Origin of the sequence: Streptomyces sp. NPDC052721, assembly GCF_040678315.1 — a bacterium.
GTDB lineage: Bacteria > Actinomycetota > Actinomycetes > Streptomycetales > Streptomycetaceae > Streptomyces.
Window position 1 is genome coordinate 43,811 of sequence record NZ_JBFATL010000008.1, and the last position, 17,853, is coordinate 61,663.

Below are 17,853 nucleotides of genomic sequence, written 5' to 3' on the forward strand. Positions count from 1 at the left end.
GGTCGGGGAGAGGGGCAGCGGGGACTTGGCCCTTCTCCCCGAGTTCGGGGGGCCTCGCCAGGAGGCTCAGCCCATCTCCTCCAGGGACTTGCCCTTCGTCTCCTTGACGAACTTCAGGACGAACGGGATGGAGAGCGCGGCGAACACGGTGTAGATCACATAGGTGCCGGAGAGGTTCCAGTCGGCCAGCGACGGGAAGCTCGCGGTGATGGCCCAGTTGGCGATCCACTGCGCGGCGGCGGCCACGCCCAGGGCTGCGGCACGGATCCTGTTCGGGAACATCTCGCCGAGGAAGACCCAGACGACCACGCCCCAGGAGAGGGCGAAGAAGAGGACGAACACGTGGGCGGCGATCAGGGCGACCCAGCCCTGGGTGCTCGGCAGCTTGCCGTCGACCAGGTGGTAGCTGAACGCCCAGGCCTCCAGGGCCAGGCCGACGACCATGCCGATCGAGCCGATGAGGGCGAGCGGCTTGCGGCCGACGCGGTCCACGAAGATCATCGCGATCACGGTGCCGATGATGTTGATGATCGAGGTCGTGAAGGAGTAGAAGAACGAGTCCGTCGGGTCGACGCCGACCGACTGCCACAGCGTCGAGGAGTAGTAGAACGCGACGTTGATGCCGACGAACTGCTGGAAGACCGACAGGCCGATACCGACCCAGACGATCGGCTTGAAGAAGAAGGAGCCGCCGAGCAGGTCCTTGAACGTGGACTTGTGCTCGCTCTTCATCGCCAGCTCGATCTCGGCGACGCGGGCGTCCAGGTCGATGTCCTTGCCCTCGACCTCGGCGAGGATCTCACGGGCGCGGTCGTGCTTGCCGACGGAGAGCAGGAAGCGCGGGGACTCGGGGATCGCGAAGGACAGCAGGCCGTAGAGGACGGCCGGGATGACCATCACGCCGAGCATGACCTGCCAGGCCTCCAGGCCCATCAGCTTGCCGCGCTGGTCGCCGCCGGCGGCGTTGAGCAGGCCCCAGTTGACCAGCTGCGAGATGGCGATGCCGACGACGATCGCGGCCTGCTGGAAGGAGCCGAGCCGGCCGCGGTAGGCGGGCGGGGCGACCTCGGCGATGTAGGCCGGGCCGATGACGGAGGCCATGCCGATGGCGAAGCCGCCGACGATGCGCCAGAAGGCGAGGTCCCACAGCGCGAAGGGCAGCGCGGAGCCGACGGCGCTGATGGTGAAGAGGACCGCGGCGATCTGCATGCAGCGGATGCGGCCGATCCGGTCGGCGATGCGGCCGGCGGTGGCGGCACCGATGGCACAGCCGATCAGGGCGATCGCGATGACCTGGGCGAGGGCGGCGGACCCGATGTCGTAACGGCCGCGGATGGCCTCGACGGCACCGTTGATGACGGAGCTGTCGTAGCCGAAGAGGAAGCCGCCCATGGCGGCAGCCGCCGCGATGAAGATGACGTGCCCGAGATGATCGGGATGAGCCGTCCTGGCTCCTGACTGAGGTGCCTGCGCTGTGCTGGTCACGTGTAACTCCTCGGGCCACGGCAGCGCTGCCGCGGGTGGGGGCGAGCCCTTACAGGTAGAACCTGAAGGTAAAAGCAACGTTGCAGAGACTATGCCTTCAAGTTTCGAAGTCAATACTTCAATGCCTGTGAGTTTTCAGATATGACCAAGCACTCTGCGTTCATTTCTTGAACGCAGAGTCAGTTGATCTTGAGGGAGTGCTACCGAAGACGCTGGGAGATGACCTTCGAGACACCATCGCCCTGCATGGACACGCCGTAGAGCGCGTCGGCGACCTCCATCGTGCGCTTCTGGTGCGTGATCACGATCAGCTGCGAGGTCTCCTGCAACTCCTGCATGATCCGGATCAGCCGCTGGAGGTTCGTGTCGTCCAGCGCGGCCTCGACCTCGTCCATGACGTAGAAGGGGCTCGGCCGGGCCTTGAAGATCGACACCAGCAGGGCGACGGCCGTCAGCGAGCGCTCGCCGCCCGACAGCAGGGAGAGCCGCTTGACCTTCTTGCCCGGCGGGCGCGCCTCGACGTCCACGCCCGTGGTGAGCATGTTGTCGGGATCCGTCAGGATCAGTCGGCCCTCGCCACCCGGGAAGAGACGGCCGAAGACTCCCTCGAACTCCCGGGCGGTGTCCCGGTAGGCCTCGGTGAAGACCTGCTCGACGCGCTCGTCGACCTCCTTCACCACCTGGAGCAGGTCGGCGCGGGTCTTCTTCAGGTCCTCCAGCTGCTCGCTGAGGAACTTGTGCCGCTCCTCCAGCGCCGCGAACTCCTCCAGCGCCAGCGGGTTGACCTTGCCCAGCTGCTGGTACGCCCGCTCGGCCGCCTTGAGCCGCTTCTCCTGCTCGGCCCGCACGAAGGGGCGCGGCCGGTTGCGCGGATGATCCGGGTCCTCGGGCACCTGCTCGCCGTCGGCGGGGGGCGAGGGCGGCACAGGCTGGTGCGGCCCGTACTCCGCCACCAGACCCTCCGGCTCGACACCCAGCTCCTCCAGCGCCTTGGTCTCCAGCTGCTCGATGCGCAGCCGCTTCTCGGCGCCGAGTACCTCGCCCCGGTGGACCGAATCCGTCAACTTGTCGAGTTCCGCCTTCAGTTCACGGCCCGCCGTACGGGCGGCGGCCAGTTCCTGCTCGCCCCGGGCCTTGGCGGCCTCGGCGGCGGAACGCTCCTGGTCTGCCCGGGCGAGGGACACCTCGACGTGCGCGAGCAGCTGCCGCGCGCCGGAGGCGACGGCTTCCGCGACCGCCGCCTCGTGCCGCAGCCGGGCCCGGCGCTGCTCGGCACGCGCGCGTGCCTCGCGTTCGGCGCGGGCCGCCCGGTCGAGCGAGTCGGCGCGTCCGGCGAGCCCCTTCACCCGCTCCTCGTGCGTACGGACCTGAAGGCGGGCCTCCATCTCGGTCTGCCTCGCGTTGGCCCCGTCGGCGGCGAGCCGGTCGCGCACCGAGGTGTCCGGCTCCTCCTCCACCGGCATCTCCTCGGCCACGGCCAGCCGCTCGGCGAGCTCCTCGGCCTCCTGGACGGCCTTCTCCAGCGCCTCCTGCGCGCGGGCCGCCGCCGCGGCCGACCGCTCGGCCTCCCCGGCCGCGCCGCGGGCCTGTCCGGCGAGCCGGCCGAGCTGCTGCGCCACGGCCGACTTCTCGCGGTCGGCGGCCCGTCGCCGCTCTCCGAGTTCTTCCACGAGGGCCGCGGCCTGCTTGCGGTGCCCGGCCGCGGCCTGCTGGGCCTCGGTCAGCTCTTGGCAGCGCACCTCCAGCTCGGCCAGCTCGGCGGCGGCCTCGTCCACGGAGGCCTGCACCTCCAGCAGGCTGGGCACACCCGCCGAGCCGCCGTGCGCGACGTGGGCGGCGAGAAGGTCACCCTCGGCGGTGACGGCGGTCAGCTCGGGGTGGGTGTAGACCAGAGCCTCGGCGTCGTCCAGGGTGTCCACGACCACGATGCCGGACAGCAGACGGCGGACCGCGGGCATCAGCTCGGCGGGACCGCGGACGAGGTCGGCGGCGAAGAGGGGTGCTGCACCACCGCCTACGGCTGCCGGCTCGGTGGGGTTGCTCGCACCATCCCCCGCGAACCCTCCGGGAACAGAACCGCCCTTCTCAGCCGCCGGCTCGTTGCGATCGCTCGCGCCGTTCCCCGCCAACCCTCCGGGAGCCGAACCGCCCTTCTCAGCCGCCGGCTCGTTGCGATGGCTCGCGCCGTTCCCCGCGAACCTGCGGGGCGGCTCCTCTTGGGCTCCTGACAGGAGGAGGGTCGCTCGGCCGCCGTCCTGTTTGCGAAGGAGGTTGATCGCCTCGGTCGCCGCCGCGGGGGTCGTCACGGCGATGGCGTCCGCCGCTGTGCCCAGGGCCGCCGCCAGCGGGATCTCGTAGCCCTGTGTGATCGTCAGCAGCTCTGCCGCCGGACCCAGGACTCCGGTGAGCCGGTCCCGGGCGCCCAGCAGTATGCCGGTGCCGTCCTTCCGGCGCAGGCCCAGCGCCAGCGCTTCGTGGCGGGCCTGGGTCGCGGCGCGGCTGCGCTCCGCGGCGGTCAGTGCCTCGCGGGCCGTGGTCAGGGCGGCCTCGGCCGCTGCCAGCTGTCGTTTCGCCGTCTCGTGCTGTTCGGCCAGGTCGGCGTCGCCGGCGTCGAGGCCGTCGACCTCGGCCTGGAGGGCCTCGTACTCCTCCTGGGCGCGGACCGCGCGTTCCTGTGCCTCGTCGCGGGCCGTGGCCAGCCGGTCGATCTCGGCCTGGGCGGAGGCGGCGCGCGAGCGGGCCGCGTTGACCTGCCCGGAGAGGCGGGCCAGCCCTTCGCGGCGGTCCGCGATGGCGCGGGCGACATCCTTCAGCCGGCGTTCCTCGACCGCCAGCTCGCGCTCCAGTTCGGCGCGGTGGGCGACGGTGTCGTCCAGGGCCCGCTGGGCCGCTTCCAGGGCGGCCTCCAGCTCGGCCTCCTGTTCACGGATGCGGGCGGCCTCGCGCTCCAGGTCCTCCGGGTCCCGGCCGCGCCGCTCGTCGGGGGGCGCGGAGGTGGCGCTCTTGACCCGGGCGTCGGCCAGCGAGACGGTGCCGCGCACGCGTTCGGCCAGCTGGGACAGCTCGTACCAGGTCTGCTGGGCGCGCTGGAGGCGCGGGGTGAGCCGGCGTACCTCGTCCTCCAGCAGCGCCTCGCGGTGGAGGGCCTTCTTCAGCTCCTGCTCGGCGGTCTCCTTGCGCTCCTTCAGGGCCGCCTCGTCGGCGATCTCGGCCTGGAGGGCTTCGCGCAGGCGGACGAGGTCGTCGGCGAGGAGCCGCAGGCGGGCGTCGCGGAGGTCGGCCTGGATGACGGCGGCCCTGCGGGCGACGGCGGCCTGCCGGCCGAGCGGCTTGAGCTGGCGCCGCAGCTCGTCGGTGAGGTCCTGGACGCGCGCGAGGTTGGCCTGCATCGCGTCCAGCTTGCGGAGCGCCTTCTCCTTGCGCTTGCGGTGTTTGAGGACCCCGGCCGCCTCCTCGATGAAGGCGCGGCGGCCCATGGGGTCGGCGTGCAGGACGGAGTCGAGCTGGCCCTGGCCGACGATGACGTGCATCTCTCGGCCGATGCCGGAGTCGGAGAGGAGTTCCTGGATGTCGAGGAGACGGCAGGTGTCGCCGTTGATCTGGTACTCGCTGCCGCCGTTGCGGAACATGATCCGCGTGATGGTGACCTCGGCGTACTCGATGGGCAGCGCCCCGTCGGAGTTGTCGATGGTCAGGGAGACCTCGGCGCGGCCGAGCGGCGGGCGGCCGGTGGTGCCGGCGAAGATGACGTCCTCCATCTTGCCGCCACGCAGCGACTTGGCGCCCTGTTCGCCCATGACCCAGCTGAGCGCGTCCACGACATTGGACTTGCCCGAGCCGTTCGGTCCGACGACACACGTGATGCCCGGTTCGAACCGGAGCGTGGTCGCCGAGGCGAACGACTTGAACCCGCGGAGGGTCAGGGCCTTGAGGTGCACGCCGCTGGACTCTACCCGCCGCCGCTATCTCACTCCATGAACCCTCGCAACCGCGCGGTTTCGCTCGTGACCATGCAGGGCACACCAGATGTTGAAGAGGGTGAAAGGATGCGCGGGCTGACGACCGGCGGGGGAAGGCGGGGGAAAGAACGAAGGGACGCCGAAGCGTCCCTTGCAACTCTGACGGCTGGATCTCAGCCGTCCGATCAACTGAGCGGTTGATACGGGCAGCCCGATCATTGCGACTGCTGTCGTGGAGCGATGCAACGATCAGGTGAGCGCAGGCTCCGCCTGGTGTGCGTCGATGCTCTCCATGATCCTGTCCTGAGAGGCGGCAGCCGTCAGCGCTTCGTTCTCCGCCTGGATCCGTACGAGCTCGGACTCCAGGTCCTGAACGCGCTGCTGCAGCCGTCGCATCTCGGCGAGGAGTCGAGGGTCGGAGCCGCCGACGTAACCGAGAAGCGCCTTTGCCATGATGGATGGTCCTCCACACTGAGTGACCGACCGATGCGGTGTGGGTCGTGAGGGATTCGCACCCGTGGTGCTTGGCACATCCGGGTGTTGCTCTGGTGTTGCTCCATGCCAAACAGCTAAGGTGCGCGGGGCTTTCAGCGTCTCACCAAAAAGTTTGACGGTCAACACGATCACGCCCTGTATTGGCGGGCAAACCGGGGCGCGCGGCCGGTGAAGCGGCGGCGCTGCGACTCCTCCGGACCCTCAGGGCGTGGCGACCAGCAGTAAAAGCGGAGCCTGCCATGCCACGCCTGTCTTGGCAACCACCAGGGCGTTTCCGTCTCCGCATGTGCCCCCGGCAGCTTGCCACGGTGCAGCGCGCGGGACCGAGCCGCTCCGGATCAGCGGACGGCGAAGCCGTCGTAACCGCCGCGCGGTGTGTCCCAGATCTCGGTGACACCGTCCACACGCCCGGGCGTGTCGCTGCCCTGGAGCCAGTCCAGCAGCCCCTCGCACCCCTCCCGTGGCCCCTCCGCGACCACCTGGACCCGGCCGTCGGCCAAATTGAGAGCAAAACCACTCAACCCGCCGATCTCCAGCGCCTTGGCGCGCGTGAACCAGCGAAATCCCACGCCCTGCACGTGTCCACGCACCCAGGCGACCAGTCGCACTTCCTCGCTCATGGGTGCAACCTAACCGGCCGGTGTCGGCCGGGACACATCGTCGCCGAGCGGCATGGGGTACCGTCCGGACCCGATACATCCCATATGAAACTCACTCGATCGAGTGAGTCGGGTTGGCCAGAGGGAGTCACTCGCCACGAGTCGCTCGCCGGGGGACTCACTCGCCGTGCAGGCGCCGGTCGACCGCAGGCACGAGGAAGAGGGCAAGGACATGGGACGCCACCGACGCTCCGCCGCCGGCCGCGCCGCCACGGGCCGCGCCACGGGGGTCGGCCACACGCAGCACCCGGGATCCGGGAGCGACGACCCCCAGCACTCGTCCGCGGGGGAACGGCGGATGCCGATGGGCATCGCGCCCTACCTGAACCCGGAGGCCTACGCCGAGGCCGCGGCGAAGGCCCAGGCGTACCTGTTCGCGACGGACGACGAGCCGACGCCGGGTGCGCCCGGGTTTGGGTCCGGCTCCGGCTCCGGACCGGGCAGCGGTGGCTTCACGGGCGGCGGTTTCACCCCGGCCGGCGGGCCGTCCGGTGGGCACCGGCGGCGGAACAAGGCCGGACGGCCGGTGCGGGCGGGTCTGCTCGGTGTCTCCGTGGCCGTGGCCCTCGGCACGGTCGCGGTGGCCACGGGTGTCGTACCGGGCCTGGAGCACTACCAGCTCGGCGGCGGTACGCACACCACCGGCGGCGACCGGGTACGGACCGCGGCCGCCCCCAGCAGCACGGCCGGCGAGCAGGGCGGCACCGCGGGCAGCGCCGACATGTCCGCCGGCCCGTCCGGCAGCGGGAACAGTGCGCGCGGCGGCTCCGCGAGCCCGTCGGCCTCGGCGTTCGCCTCGCCCTCGCAGTCCCGGTCCGCCTCGCAGTCCCCGTCGGCCTCGCATACCCCATCCGCATCGCATACCCGCTCCCCTTCGCACTCCCCCTCTGCCTCGGCGTCCGCCTCGAAGACGGCGTCCCCCTCGAAGACGGCGACCCCCTCCAAGACGGCCACCCCGTCGAAGACGGCGACCCCCTCCAAGACGGCCACCCCGTCAAAGACGGCCACTCCGCCGAAGACGGCGACGCCCTCGAAGACGGCCACCCCGTCAAAGACGGCCACCCCGTCAAAGACGGCCACCCCTTCCAAGACGGCCACCCCTTCCAAGACGGCCACTCCGCCGAAGACGGCCACTCCGCCGAAGACGGCCACTCCGCCGAAGACGGCGACGCCCTCGAAGACGGCCAGCCCGTCGAAGACGGCGACCCCCTCGAAGACGGCCACCCCTACCAAGACGGCGACCGAGAAGCCGACGCCGGCCAGAACGGCACCGAGGACCACGCCCTCCTCGCCGTCCACGCCGTCCAAGCCGCCCGCCCCGTCCAAGCCCTCCACGCCGAAGGCCACCCCGTCCCGTACGGCCACCAAAGTGCCTACGCCGGTCTCCTCACCGGTGACGGTGTCGCGGGAGGCCGCCGCCGAGGCTCAGGTGCTGAAGCTCGTCAACGACGAGCGGGCGAAGGTCGGCTGCAGCCCGCTGGCGGCGAACTCCTCACTGACGAGGCTGGCCGAGGCGTTCAGTGACGACATGGCCGCGCGCGGCTTCTTCGACCACACCGACCCGGACGGCAGGACGCCGTGGGACCGGGCTGCCGCGGCCGGCGTCACCGATCTCGGCGGCGAGAACATAGCCCGCGGTCAGACCGACGCGGCGACCGTGATGGCGGCCTGGATGGACAGCCCCGGCCACCGCGCCAACATCCTGAGCTGCGACGTCAAGACCCTCGGTGTCGGCGTCCACTTCGGCCCCGGCGGACCTTGGTGGACGCAGGACTTCGGATATTGAGGTAATCGCAGGTCAGACGGCTGAGTACCCTCCTGGGCCGTGTCCGGGCCGTCAATCGTGGGTTCCTCGTCCGCGAAGACGCGATCCACGGCGGCCCGGGTCCGGGTCCCGCTCGACGGCATCAGGTGCGTGTACGTAGAAGTGACGCAACGCGTGCATGCCGTTGTCCCGGCCGGTCTCGACGCCTGCGGACCGAAGCGCCGGCCGCCATACGCGGTCGTTGAAACGTTCCGGTCCAGCGGCAGGCCCATGGTGCCGGTGAAAACAGGAACCTCACGCTACTTGCCGCCCTTCGGCGGAGCGAACACCGGCCGGGACAGCCGCAGTAGCTTCACCTGCCGCACGACGTGGAGCCGCCAGAAGACGTTGCGCCGCTACTGGCCCTTGGTCCAGGCACCCCTGTGCCGAGCATGGCGAACCACTATGGGGACCAGCCCGGACAGATCACCCCAGTCGCCGGGATGCTTCGCAGTTACAGGTCGGCTCCGCGACTTTAAGCAGTCACCATGGGGCGCCGACTGCGAGGTGAGCCGCCGAGGCCGCGGGGCATCCTGTGCGGCATGTGGCATTGATGCCCATGATCAATGACGCTGCCGACGCCGTGCGCAATGGTCCCCCACTAGTGCCTGACCAGCGCAGGGACGACATCTACGACAACTACCCCGCTGTCATCCGTCCCGTGCACGAGAGTTGGTGCCGAGAATTCTTCGGTGCGGCGCTGGACTTCTACCAGATTTCACCGCTGCCCATGGCACAGCTCTTCTGGCACCGACAAGGAGGGGCGCTTCCCGTGGGAGGACGATGCGGCTGACTACAGTCGAGAACATCAACCTCTGCTATGGATTCCCAAGTCGGATACGCCGGCTCCATGGGGAGCGATCTGAGGCGCCGCAGATCCAGCAGGCTCCACGCCCTGGCAGGCGCTACGCGGCGACGTGTCCGCGGGTGAAGACCTTCGCCGTCTCCGTCACCCGGCGCCCCAGGTGCTCGGCGGTGGCCAGGTCGGCCTTGTGGACGCCCTCGGGGCCCTGGTCGTTGTTGCTCTGGGCGGCGGCACCGGCGAAGAAGCCGAGGCGGTTGAGGTCGTGTTCGGAGGCGGTGCTGCTGTTCCAGCCCGGGAGCAGTCCGAGGTTGACCCAGTGCATGCCGTGCTGGGCGGCGAGCGTCTGGAAGAACTGCAGGGTGTGCAGCTTGTCGCCGCTCTTGGACGCGGAGTTGGTGAAGCCGGCGGCCAGCTTGTCCTTCCAGTCCTGGCCGAACCAGCGCTTGGAGGTGGCCTCGGCGAAGACGTGGAAGGCGCCGGAGGCGGTGCCCATGTAGGTGGGCGAGCCGAAGACGATCACGTCGGAGCGGTCCAGCGTCTCCCACTGCTCGTCGGTGATCTCGTCGACCTTGATCAGGTGTACCTCGGCACCCGCGTCGAGGGCACCGGCGCGGACGGCCTCGGCGAGGACGGCGGTGTGGCCGTAGCCGGAGTGATAGGCGATGGAAACGACGGGCGTGGTCATGCGGACTCCTTGAAAGGGGCAGCGGTAAGCGGCAGCTCGCATGAAGAGAGCAGCTCGTAAGCGGTAACCAGAGGAAAGCACTAACTTCTGGTTAGTGCAACCTGGTGGTGAGCGCTGTGCGGGCGTACCCTTTCCGCTATGACGGCCACCACCCACGACTACGACGACCTCGCGTACAACGTCTTCGCCAAGGCCTGCCCGTCACGGGGCACGCTGGAGCACGTCACGGGCCGCTGGGGCGGACTGACGCTCGGCGCGCTGTACGAGGGTTCGCTGCGCTTCAACGAGCTGCGCCGACGCGTGGACGGGGTGAGCGAGAAGATGCTGTCCCAGACGCTGCACGCGCTCGAACGCGACGGCCTGGTGCACCGCGAGGCCCAGCCGACGAACCCGCCGCGCGTGGACTACGAGCTGACACCCCTGGGCCGGCAGGTCGCCGAGCGGCTGCTGGCGCTCATCCACTGCGTGGAGGGCGCGATGGACGACGTCCTCGCGGCCCGCGCGCGTTACGACGAGACGCGCGGCGCCCTCTGACACGTGGGGCAGAAGTAGCTGGACCGGTTCATCCAGGGGCGGCGGCGCAGGGGGGTGCCGCAGCGACGGCAGGGCTCGTTCTCGCGGCCGTAGGCGTCCAGGGAGCGGTCGAAGTAGCCGGACTCGCCGTTGACGTTGACGTAGAGGCTGTCGAAGCTGGTGCCGCCGACGGCGAGGGCCGCGTTCATCACGTCGCGTATGTGACCGAGGAGTTCCGCCGTGACCGGGCGGGTGAAGTTCGCCGTGGGGCGTTCGTAGTGGACGCGGGCGCGCCACAGGGCCTCGTCCGCGTAGATGTTGCCGACCCCGCTGATCAGCGACTGGTCCAGCAGGGCCCGCTTGATGGTGGTCCGCTTGCGGCGCAGCGCCTGGTGGAAGGCCTCGTCGTCGAAGAGCGGGTCCAGCGGGTCGCGGGCGATGTGCGCGATGACGTCGGGCAGGCCGTCGGGGGTGTTGTCGTGCAACGACAGTCCGCCGAAGGTGCGCTGGTCGACGAAGCGGAGTTCGGTGCCGAGGGAGTCGGCGAACCGGACGCGGATGCGCAGGTGCTTCTCGTCCGCCGTCTCATGGGGCTGGACCAGCAACTGGCCGCTCATGCCGAGGTGGGCGAGGACGGACTGGTTCGTCTCCTCCAGCGGCAGCCACAGATACTTGCCGCGCCGCCGGGGCGTGCCGATGTGGTGGCCCTTGAGCCGGTGCGCGAAGTCGTCGGGCCCGGCGACATGCCGGCGTACGGCTCGCGGATGCAGCACCTCGGTCTCGGCGACGGTCCGGTGGGCGACCCAACGCTCCAGGCCCCGGCGGACGACTTCGACCTCGGGCAACTCGGGCACGACACTCCTTCGGGCGACTGCGGAAGAGCTGAGGGCAGGGTATCCCGGGTCCCGGCCGGTCCACGGGGCCGGTGGGCGCCCTCCCCCTGCCGGCAGCGCCCGTGGATGGCCGAGCGCCCGTCCCGCGGGAGGCGGGGCGGGCGCTCGGGTGGTGCTGTTCTGTCCGGTCAGGCGGTGGCGGACGACGCGTTGCCGCCCTTGACGGCCTCGCCGCCCTCGACGGCCTCGCTGCCCTTGACGGCCTCGTCGGCCGTCTCCTTGATGGGCTCCTTGGCCACCTTGGCTCGCTCGTCCGCGGCGGCCCGGATGGCCCGCCAGGCGGACTCGGCGGCCTGCTGCTCCGCCTCCTTCTTGCTGCGGCCGGTGCCGGTGCCGTACGAGACGCCCCCGACGCGGGCGGCAGCAGTGAAGGTCTTCTCGTGGTCGGGGCCGGTCTCCGTGACCAGGTACTCGGGCACGCCGAGTCCCTCGATCGCGGTCAGCTCCTGGAGGGACGTCTTCCAGTCCAGGCCGGCACCGAGGTTGGAGGACTTCTCGATCAGCGGGTCGAACAGGCGGTGCACCAGTTCGGAGGCCGCGTCGAGGCCCTGGTCGAGATAGACCGCGCCGATCACCGCTTCCAGGGTGTCGGCGAGGATGGATGCCTTGTCCCGGCCGCCCGTGCCCTCTTCACCCCGGCCGAGCCGGATGAAGGCGCCCAGGTCGAGGCCGCGGCCGACCTCCGCCAACGCACGCGAGTTGACCACCGCGGCCCGCAGCTTGGCCAGCTGGCCTTCGGGCAGGTCGGGGTGGGTGCGGTACAGCGTGTCCGTGACGACGAGGCCCAGCACGGAGTCCCCGAGGAACTCCAGGCGCTCGTTCGTCGGCAGACCGCCGTTCTCGTACGCGTAGGAACGGTGGGTCAGCGCTCGCACCAGAAGGGCGGACTCGACCTGGTAGCCGAGCCGCCCTTCCAGAAGCGTGTGGGACGAGGCCTGGTTGTCCGCAGAGGTTTTCTTCGGCGTGGACACAGTGCCTCTCACCAGCCCGCTCAGACTTCGAGGACCTGGCGCTTGTTGTAGGTGCCGCAAGACGGGCACGCGATGTGCTGCTGCTTGGGCTCGTGGCAGCGCTCGCACGCAACCAGGGTGGGGACCGCAGCCTTCCACTGCGACCGGCGGTGGCGCGTGTTGCTGCGCGACATCTTCCGCTTCGGAACAGCCACGGCTACTTCTCCTGCTTCTCGTCGACGCCCGCTTCGGCGCCGCTCATCTCGTCCTTATCGCCGGCTTCGTGTGAATCGGCGAATCCCTGCAAAGCCGCCCAACGGATGTCGACGGCGTCGTGGTGGTGGTCCGGGTCGTCCGCCAGCCGCGCCCCGCACTCGGAGCACAGACCCGGGCAGTCTTCCTGGCACACCGGCTGCATCGGCAGTGCGAGCACCACCGCATCGCGCAGCACGGGTTCGAGGTCGATCAGACCGTCCTCGACAAAGAGCCTGTCCTCGTCCTCGGCGTCGTCGCCCGGTTCCGTGATCACACGGCCCCGGTCGTCGGCGTCAGGGTACGAGAACATCTCCTGGAAGTCCGCTTCGAGCTCCAGCTCGACCGGCTCCAGACACCTTACGCACTCCCCCTCGGCCGTGGCACGGGCGGTGCCTGTGACAAGCACCCCTTCCATGACCGACTCCAGACGGATTTCGAGCTCCATCGGGGCGCCTTCCGGCACTCCGATGACCCCCGGGATGCCGAGATCCTTGGGAGCGTCGACCTCGCGGGTCAGGCGCTGCAGCGCACCAGGACGCCGACCCAGCTCGTGCGTGTCGATCACGAGGGGGTTCCGGTGGTCGAGGCGGGCGTTGGAAGCCATTCCTGCTTTCGATCTTCGAACTCGAAGGGACGCCGCCCGTCGGTGTTCCGGGCAGCGGTGATCGCGGACATACGCGCGACCGAACAGCCAGGATACTGGACCTTTCGCTCAGCGCCCAATCCGCCCGGGGCTACAGGCCCCGCCCCTGCTCGTACGCCCTGAGCTGCTCCGCGCTGATCATGCTCGTGTCGAAGAGGCTGGTCTCGTCGAGAGCGTAACCCTGCTGGTCCTGGTGCTGGTCCTGGTGCTGGTGCGGCTGGTGGGCCTGCTGGGGCTCGTAGCCGCCCTGCTGGGCGTCGTAACCCTGGTACGCGTACGGATCGGCCTGCTGGTAGCCGTACGGGTCCTGCTGCGGGGCGTACTCCGGCTGCTGCGGGAAGGCCGCGTACGGGTCCGGCTGCTGCTGGATGGGGTTACCTCCCGCCGCAGCGTAGCCGGAGGCGGGGGAATAGGCCGGCTGCGGTTCGTACGACGGCTGCGGCGGCTCGGGCTGCCGCTGTGCCGCGCGGTCGCTGTCCGCCAGGGCCGCGAGGTCGGCGAGGTAGTCGGCGTCGCTGGAGTGCTGGAAGGTCGTGGTGTCGTCGGCGAGGGCGCCGAGGTCGTCGGTGGCGATCCGGCCGTGCAGCTTCTGCCGGCCGCGGCCGACGGCCTCCAGGGTCTTGGCGAGGACCGCCTCGAAAGCGCCGAGCTTGGCGTCGACGTAGGCGTCGGCGGTGTGGCGCAGGGTCTCCGGGTCCTGGCTGCGCTCGGGGGCGTCCTCGTCCTCGTAGCCGTTCTCGTCCAGGCCCGGGCCGGTGCCGAGGAGCTTCTCGCGGCCCCGGCCGACCGAGCCGAGGGTCTTGGTGAGGACGACCTCGAAGTTGGCGAGCTTGGAGTCGACGTAGTCGTCGGCCTCGGCGCGGATCTCCTCGGCCTCCTTGCGGGCCTCGGCGAGGATCCGGTCGGCCTCGGCCTGGGAGCGGCGGGCGATCTCGGTGTCGGAGATCAGCGAGCCGCGCTCGGCGTGCGCGTTCTCGATGATCCGCTCGGCCTCCAGCCGGGCCTGCTCGACCATCTGCTCACGGTCGCCGATCAGCTCCTGCGCCTGGGCCAGGGAGCCGGGCAGCGCCTGGCGCACCTCTTCGAGCATCGAGAGCAGTTCGGCGCGGTTGATCACGCACGACGCCGACATGGGCATGGCCCGGGCACTGGAGACCGCGGAGACGATCTCGTCGAGCTTCTTCTGCACGTCCACCTGTGCTCGCCACTCTCTACAGCCGGGTTGGAGACGGACGGGACGACTGTAGCCCCATCAGCCCTTGGCGAGGCGCTTGTTCAGCGCCTCCAGGACCTCGGCCGGCACCAGGTGGGAGACGTCGCCGCCCCAGGCCGCGACCTCCTTGACGAGGGAGGAGGACAGGAAGCTGTAGGTGGGGTTGGTGGGCACGAACAGCGTCTCGACGCCGGTGAGGCCGTTGTTCATCTGGGCCATCTGGAGTTCGTAGTCGAAGTCGCTGACGGCACGCAGGCCCTTGACGATGGCGGGGATGTCGCGCTCCTTGCAGAAGTCGACGAGGAGGCCGTGGAACGCCTCCACCCGGACGTTGGCGTACTCGGCGGTGACCTGGCGGATCAGCTCGATCCGCTCCTCGATCTCGAACAGGCCCTTCTTGGACTTGTTGATCATCACCGCGACGTAGACCTCGTCGTAGAGACGGGAGGCTCGGGCAATGATGTCGAGGTGTCCGTTGGTGATCGGGTCGAATGACCCGGGACAGACGGCGCGGCGCACTTGTGATCCCTCGCTCTCCGGTCCGGTCATCGTGCGTCTTCGCACGTAGAGGCGGCGCGACCGTACCAAAACGTTCCCTCGCCGTAGCGACGGGAGCGAATGGCCTCGAAGCCGTCCGGCCAGTGGAATTCGCCGCCTCTGGTGCTGCGCTCCACGGTGACGAGGGCTTCTTCGGCGAGCCAGCGTTCCGAGCGGAGTGTGAGCAGAATCTCCCGAAGATCGTCGTCCGAGACGGCGTACGGGGGGTCGAGGAAGACGAGGTCGTAGGGCTCGTCCGGTGCGGCCTGCCTGATGATCTGTTCCGCTTTGCCCGCTCTTACCTCTGCGCCGGGCAGGCCCAGGCTCTTCACGTTCTCGCGGACGACTTTCGCTGCGCGGGCGTCGGCTTCGACGAGGAGCGTGTGGCTCGCGCCTCGGGACAGGGCCTCCAGGCCCACGGCACCAGAGCCGGCGTAGAGGTCCAGGACCCGTTCGCCGTCCAGGGGGCCGCCGAGGAGGGACTGCCAGGTGGAGAAGAGGCCCTCGCGTGCGCGGTCCGAGGTCGGCCGGGTTCCGGTGCCGGGCGGTACGGAGAGGCGCCGTCCGCCTGCCCGGCCGGCGATCACGCGAGTCATCTGCGGTCCTTGCTCGGGGGTGGTTACGGATTCAGTGTGGCAGCAGGTTCGTCGTGGGTGCTCGCGCCCGCGCGGCGGAGCCGCACATCGGTACAGCCCCGCGCCCCTTCGGGGCGCGCCCGCCTCACCCCTTTTCCAGGTACTGCTCCTTCTCCTCGTCCAAGAGGGCGTCCAAGGCCGTGCGCAAGCCAGGAAGCTGCTGCAGCTCCGGGTCGGCCGCGACCACCGCCGCCGCTTCCTGCCTCGCCTCCGCGATGACCTCCTCGTCCTCGATGACCGCCAGGACCCGGAGGCTGGAGCGGGCGCCGGACTGGGCCTGGCCGAGGACGTCGCCCTCGCGGCGCTGTTCGAGGTCGATGCGGGAGAGTTCGAAGCCGTCGAGGGTGGAGGCGACGGCGGCCAGGCGCTGGCGGGCCGGGCTGGCCTCGGGCATCTCCGTGACCAGGAGGCACAGGCCGGGGGCGGAGCCACGGCCGACCCGGCCGCGCAGCTGGTGGAGCTGGGAGACGCCGAAGCGGTCGGCGTCCATGATGACCATGGCCGTGGCGTTGGGGACGTTGACGCCGACCTCGATGACGGTGGTGGCGACCAGGACGTCCGTCTCGCCGGCGGCGAAGCGGCGCATCACGGCGTCCTTGTCGTCGGGGTGCATACGGCCGTGCAGCACCTCCACCTTCAGGCCCTTCAGGGGGCCGCGGCCGAGCTGGTCGGCCACGTCGAGCACGGCCAGCGGGGGACGCTTCTCCGCCTCGTCCTCGGGGGGCTTCTTCTTGCCGGACTTCTTGGGATCGTCCTCCTCGTCCCCGATCCGCGGGCAGACGACGTACGCCTGGTGGCCGCTCGCGACCTCCTCGCGGACCCGTTCCCAGGCGCGGGCCAGGAAGTGGGGCTTGTCGGCGGCCGGGACGACGTGGCTGGCGATCGGGGAGCGGCCGGCCGGGAGCTGGTCGAGGACCGAGGTCTCCAGGTCGCCGAAGACCGTCATGGCGACCGTGCGCGGGATGGGGGTGGCGGTCATGACGAGGAGGTGCGGGGACCGCCGTTCCCCCTGGGAGTGCGCCTTGCCGCGCAGGGCGTCGCGCTGTTCCACCCCGAAGCGGTGCTGTTCGTCCACCACGACCAGGCCGAGGTCGTGGAACTGGACCTTGTCCTCGATGAGGGCGTGGGTGCCGATGACGATGCCGGCCTCGCCGGTGGCCAGGTCCAGGAGGGCCTGGCGGCGGGCGGCCGTGCCCATCGAGCCGGTGAGCAGGACGACCTTGGTGCCGTGCTCGGCGCCGCCCAGCATGCCCCCCTCGGCCAGTTCGCCCATCATCTCGGTGACCGAGCGGTGGTGCTGCTGGGCCAGCACCTCGGTGGGCGCCAGCATGGCCGCCTGGCCGCCCGCGTCGACCACGGCGAGCATGGCGCGCAGGGCGACCAGCGTCTTACCGGATCCGACCTCCCCCTGGAGCAGGCGGTGCATCGGGTGGGCGGTGGCGAGGTCGGCGAAGATCTCCCCGGAGACCTTCCGCTGGCCCTCGGTGAGCGTGAAAGGCAGGCGCTCGTCGAAGGCCGTGAGGATGCCGTCCGGCCTGGGGACGCGGGGGACGGCGGGGAGCTGGGTCTCGGCGTGCCGGCGGCGGGCCAGGGCGACCTGGAGGACGAAGGCCTCGTCCCACTTCAGGCGGGCACGGGCGTCGGCGATGTCGGCCTTGGTGTGCGGGCGGTGGATCTTGAGCAGGGCCTCGGGGAGCGGGAGCAGACCGCGGCCCTCGCGGAGGGCGCCGGGCAGGGGGTCGAGGGCTTCCTGGGCGCTGGGGAGGACCGTCTGCACGGCCTTGCCGATCTTCCAGGACTCCAGTTTGGCGGTGGCCGGGTAGATCGGGATCAGAGCGCCGGCCCAGGTCTCCACGGTCTCCTCGCTGTCGCCTCGTAGCAACTCGTAGGCCGGGTGGGCCAGTTGGAGGCGGCGGTTGAAGACGGTGACCTTGCCGGCGAACATCGCGCGGGTGCCCGGCAGCAGCTCCTTGTGGGGTTTGTGCACGCCGTTGCCGAAGAAGACGAGCTGGAGCCGGCCGCTGCCGTCGGTGATGGTGACTTCGAGGCGCTGGCCCTTGCCGCGGGGTGCCTTGGCCGAGGCGAAGGTGTGCAGACGGGCGTCGGCGACCTGGGCGACCACCGTGACGTGCTCGTCCATGGGGAGGTCGGCGAGGTGCGTGAGCTGGCCGCGCTCCTCGTATCTGCGCGGGTAGTGGTGGAGGAGGTCGCCGACGGTGTGCAGGCCGAGGTGCTCGGCCATCACCTTCGCGGTGGCGGGGCCGAGCACCTTCTTGAGCGGTTCTTGCAGTGCGGGCACGAGATCCATTGCACACCACGCCA

Annotated in this window: 16 protein-coding genes and 1 pseudogene; 3 read left to right on the forward strand and 14 right to left on the reverse strand. The window is 70.3% G+C overall.

Features of this window, described 5'->3' with window-relative positions; genetic code table 11:
* Nucleotides 1-66 precede the first annotated feature (66 nt).
* The 4 genes from AB0L21_RS10610 to AB0L21_RS10625 form a co-directional block, all read right to left on the reverse strand.
* A complete protein-coding gene (locus tag AB0L21_RS10610; RefSeq protein ID WP_365702976.1) occupies nucleotides 67-1,485 on the reverse strand; it encodes a sugar porter family MFS transporter in 1,419 nt (472 codons plus the stop codon).
* A 200-nt stretch (nucleotides 1,486-1,685) separates the two neighbouring features.
* Complete coding sequence (locus AB0L21_RS10615) at nucleotides 1,686-5,423, reverse strand: AAA family ATPase (RefSeq protein WP_365783392.1); 3,738 nt, start codon at nucleotides 5,421-5,423, stop codon at nucleotides 1,686-1,688.
* Between the two features lie 270 nt (nucleotides 5,424-5,693).
* The gene (locus AB0L21_RS10620; RefSeq protein WP_014675251.1) at nucleotides 5,694-5,897 is read right to left on the reverse strand and encodes a hypothetical protein; all 204 of its coding nucleotides are present in this window, start codon (nucleotides 5,895-5,897) and stop codon (nucleotides 5,694-5,696) included.
* A 380-nt stretch (nucleotides 5,898-6,277) separates the two neighbouring features.
* Nucleotides 6,278-6,559: an acylphosphatase gene (locus tag AB0L21_RS10625; protein ID WP_058082041.1), complete on the reverse strand. Its 282-nt coding sequence runs from the start codon at nucleotides 6,557-6,559 to the stop codon at nucleotides 6,278-6,280.
* Between the two features lie 565 nt (nucleotides 6,560-7,124).
* Here AB0L21_RS10625 and AB0L21_RS10630 point away from each other — a divergent pair.
* On the forward strand, nucleotides 7,125-8,384 hold the full coding sequence (locus tag AB0L21_RS10630) for a CAP domain-containing protein (protein ID WP_365783511.1): 1,260 nt from the start codon (nucleotides 7,125-7,127) through the stop codon (nucleotides 8,382-8,384).
* A gap of 32 nt (nucleotides 8,385-8,416) precedes the next feature.
* Here AB0L21_RS10630 and AB0L21_RS10635 read toward each other — a convergent pair.
* A pseudogene (locus AB0L21_RS10635) lies at nucleotides 8,417-8,737 on the reverse strand (site-specific integrase); the annotation flags it as partial.
* Nucleotides 8,738-8,961: 224 nt separating this feature from the next.
* On the opposite strand from AB0L21_RS10635, the gene AB0L21_RS10640 reads away from it, so the two are divergent.
* Nucleotides 8,962-9,195 (forward strand): DUF4262 domain-containing protein, encoded by a 234-nt coding sequence (locus tag AB0L21_RS10640; protein WP_365783394.1) that lies wholly within the window; start codon nucleotides 8,962-8,964, stop codon nucleotides 9,193-9,195.
* Between the two features lie 112 nt (nucleotides 9,196-9,307).
* Here AB0L21_RS10640 and AB0L21_RS10645 read toward each other — a convergent pair whose 3' ends face one another.
* On the reverse strand, nucleotides 9,308-9,892 hold the full coding sequence (locus AB0L21_RS10645; RefSeq protein WP_365783396.1) for a flavodoxin family protein: 585 nt from the start codon (nucleotides 9,890-9,892) through the stop codon (nucleotides 9,308-9,310).
* Nucleotides 9,893-10,030: 138 nt separating this feature from the next.
* Here AB0L21_RS10645 and AB0L21_RS10650 point away from each other — a divergent pair, with 138 nt between their 5' ends.
* On the forward strand, nucleotides 10,031-10,426 hold the full coding sequence (locus AB0L21_RS10650; protein WP_365702989.1) for a helix-turn-helix domain-containing protein: 396 nt from the start codon (nucleotides 10,031-10,033) through the stop codon (nucleotides 10,424-10,426).
* Here AB0L21_RS10650 and mutM read toward each other — a convergent pair.
* The 8 genes from mutM to recG form a co-directional block, all read right to left on the reverse strand.
* The gene (gene mutM / locus AB0L21_RS10655; RefSeq protein ID WP_365783398.1) at nucleotides 10,399-11,259 is read right to left on the reverse strand and encodes a bifunctional DNA-formamidopyrimidine glycosylase/DNA-(apurinic or apyrimidinic site) lyase; all 861 of its coding nucleotides are present in this window, start codon (nucleotides 11,257-11,259) and stop codon (nucleotides 10,399-10,401) included. The two genes, AB0L21_RS10650 and mutM, sit on opposite strands and share 28 nt — an antisense overlap.
* Before the next feature lie 167 nt (nucleotides 11,260-11,426).
* Nucleotides 11,427-12,269 carry a ribonuclease III gene (gene rnc / locus AB0L21_RS10660; RefSeq protein ID WP_365702994.1) on the reverse strand — a complete coding sequence of 281 codons (843 nt, stop codon included), beginning with the start codon at nucleotides 12,267-12,269 and terminating at the stop codon, nucleotides 11,427-11,429.
* Nucleotides 12,270-12,289: 20 nt separating this feature from the next.
* Nucleotides 12,290-12,463, reverse strand: a complete 174-nt coding sequence (gene rpmF / locus AB0L21_RS10665) for a 50S ribosomal protein L32 (RefSeq protein ID WP_003951102.1) — start codon at nucleotides 12,461-12,463, stop codon at nucleotides 12,290-12,292.
* Between the two features lie 2 nt (nucleotides 12,464-12,465).
* Complete coding sequence (locus AB0L21_RS10670; protein WP_365702996.1) at nucleotides 12,466-13,107, reverse strand: DUF177 domain-containing protein; 642 nt, start codon at nucleotides 13,105-13,107, stop codon at nucleotides 12,466-12,468.
* 130 nt (nucleotides 13,108-13,237) lie between these two features.
* Nucleotides 13,238-14,341: a cell division initiation protein gene (locus tag AB0L21_RS10675; protein WP_365783400.1), complete on the reverse strand. Its 1,104-nt coding sequence runs from the start codon at nucleotides 14,339-14,341 to the stop codon at nucleotides 13,238-13,240.
* Between the two features lie 57 nt (nucleotides 14,342-14,398).
* Nucleotides 14,399-14,878 carry a pantetheine-phosphate adenylyltransferase gene (gene coaD, locus AB0L21_RS10680; protein ID WP_031028360.1) on the reverse strand — a complete coding sequence of 160 codons (480 nt, stop codon included), beginning with the start codon at nucleotides 14,876-14,878 and terminating at the stop codon, nucleotides 14,399-14,401.
* Between the two features lie 26 nt (nucleotides 14,879-14,904).
* Nucleotides 14,905-15,492 carry a 16S rRNA (guanine(966)-N(2))-methyltransferase RsmD gene (gene rsmD / locus AB0L21_RS10685; protein ID WP_365783402.1) on the reverse strand — a complete coding sequence of 196 codons (588 nt, stop codon included), beginning with the start codon at nucleotides 15,490-15,492 and terminating at the stop codon, nucleotides 14,905-14,907.
* A gap of 124 nt (nucleotides 15,493-15,616) precedes the next feature.
* The gene (gene recG / locus AB0L21_RS10690; protein WP_365783404.1) at nucleotides 15,617-17,839 is read right to left on the reverse strand and encodes an ATP-dependent DNA helicase RecG; all 2,223 of its coding nucleotides are present in this window, start codon (nucleotides 17,837-17,839) and stop codon (nucleotides 15,617-15,619) included.
* Between the last annotated feature and the right edge of the window lie 14 nt (nucleotides 17,840-17,853).

What these genes read in the sequence shown, in the direction of transcription:
- AB0L21_RS10645 (WP_365783396.1), bottom strand. Translation starts at nt 9,892, where the DNA reads ATGACCACGCCCGTCGTTTCCATCGCCTATCACTCCGGCTACGGCCAC.
- AB0L21_RS10625 (WP_058082041.1), bottom strand. Translation starts at nt 6,559, where the DNA reads ATGAGCGAGGAAGTGCGACTGGTCGCCTGGGTGCGTGGACACGTGCAG.
- AB0L21_RS10650 (WP_365702989.1), top strand. Translation starts at nt 10,031, where the DNA reads ATGACGGCCACCACCCACGACTACGACGACCTCGCGTACAACGTCTTC.
- recG (WP_365783404.1), bottom strand. Translation starts at nt 17,839, where the DNA reads ATGGATCTCGTGCCCGCACTGCAAGAACCGCTCAAGAAGGTGCTCGGC.
- AB0L21_RS10670 (WP_365702996.1), bottom strand. Translation starts at nt 13,107, where the DNA reads ATGGCTTCCAACGCCCGCCTCGACCACCGGAACCCCCTCGTGATCGAC.
- AB0L21_RS10620 (WP_014675251.1), bottom strand. Translation starts at nt 5,897, where the DNA reads ATGGCAAAGGCGCTTCTCGGTTACGTCGGCGGCTCCGACCCTCGACTC.
- AB0L21_RS10640 (WP_365783394.1), top strand. Translation starts at nt 8,962, where the DNA reads ATGATCAATGACGCTGCCGACGCCGTGCGCAATGGTCCCCCACTAGTG.
- rsmD (WP_365783402.1), bottom strand. Translation starts at nt 15,492, where the DNA reads ATGACTCGCGTGATCGCCGGCCGGGCAGGCGGACGGCGCCTCTCCGTA.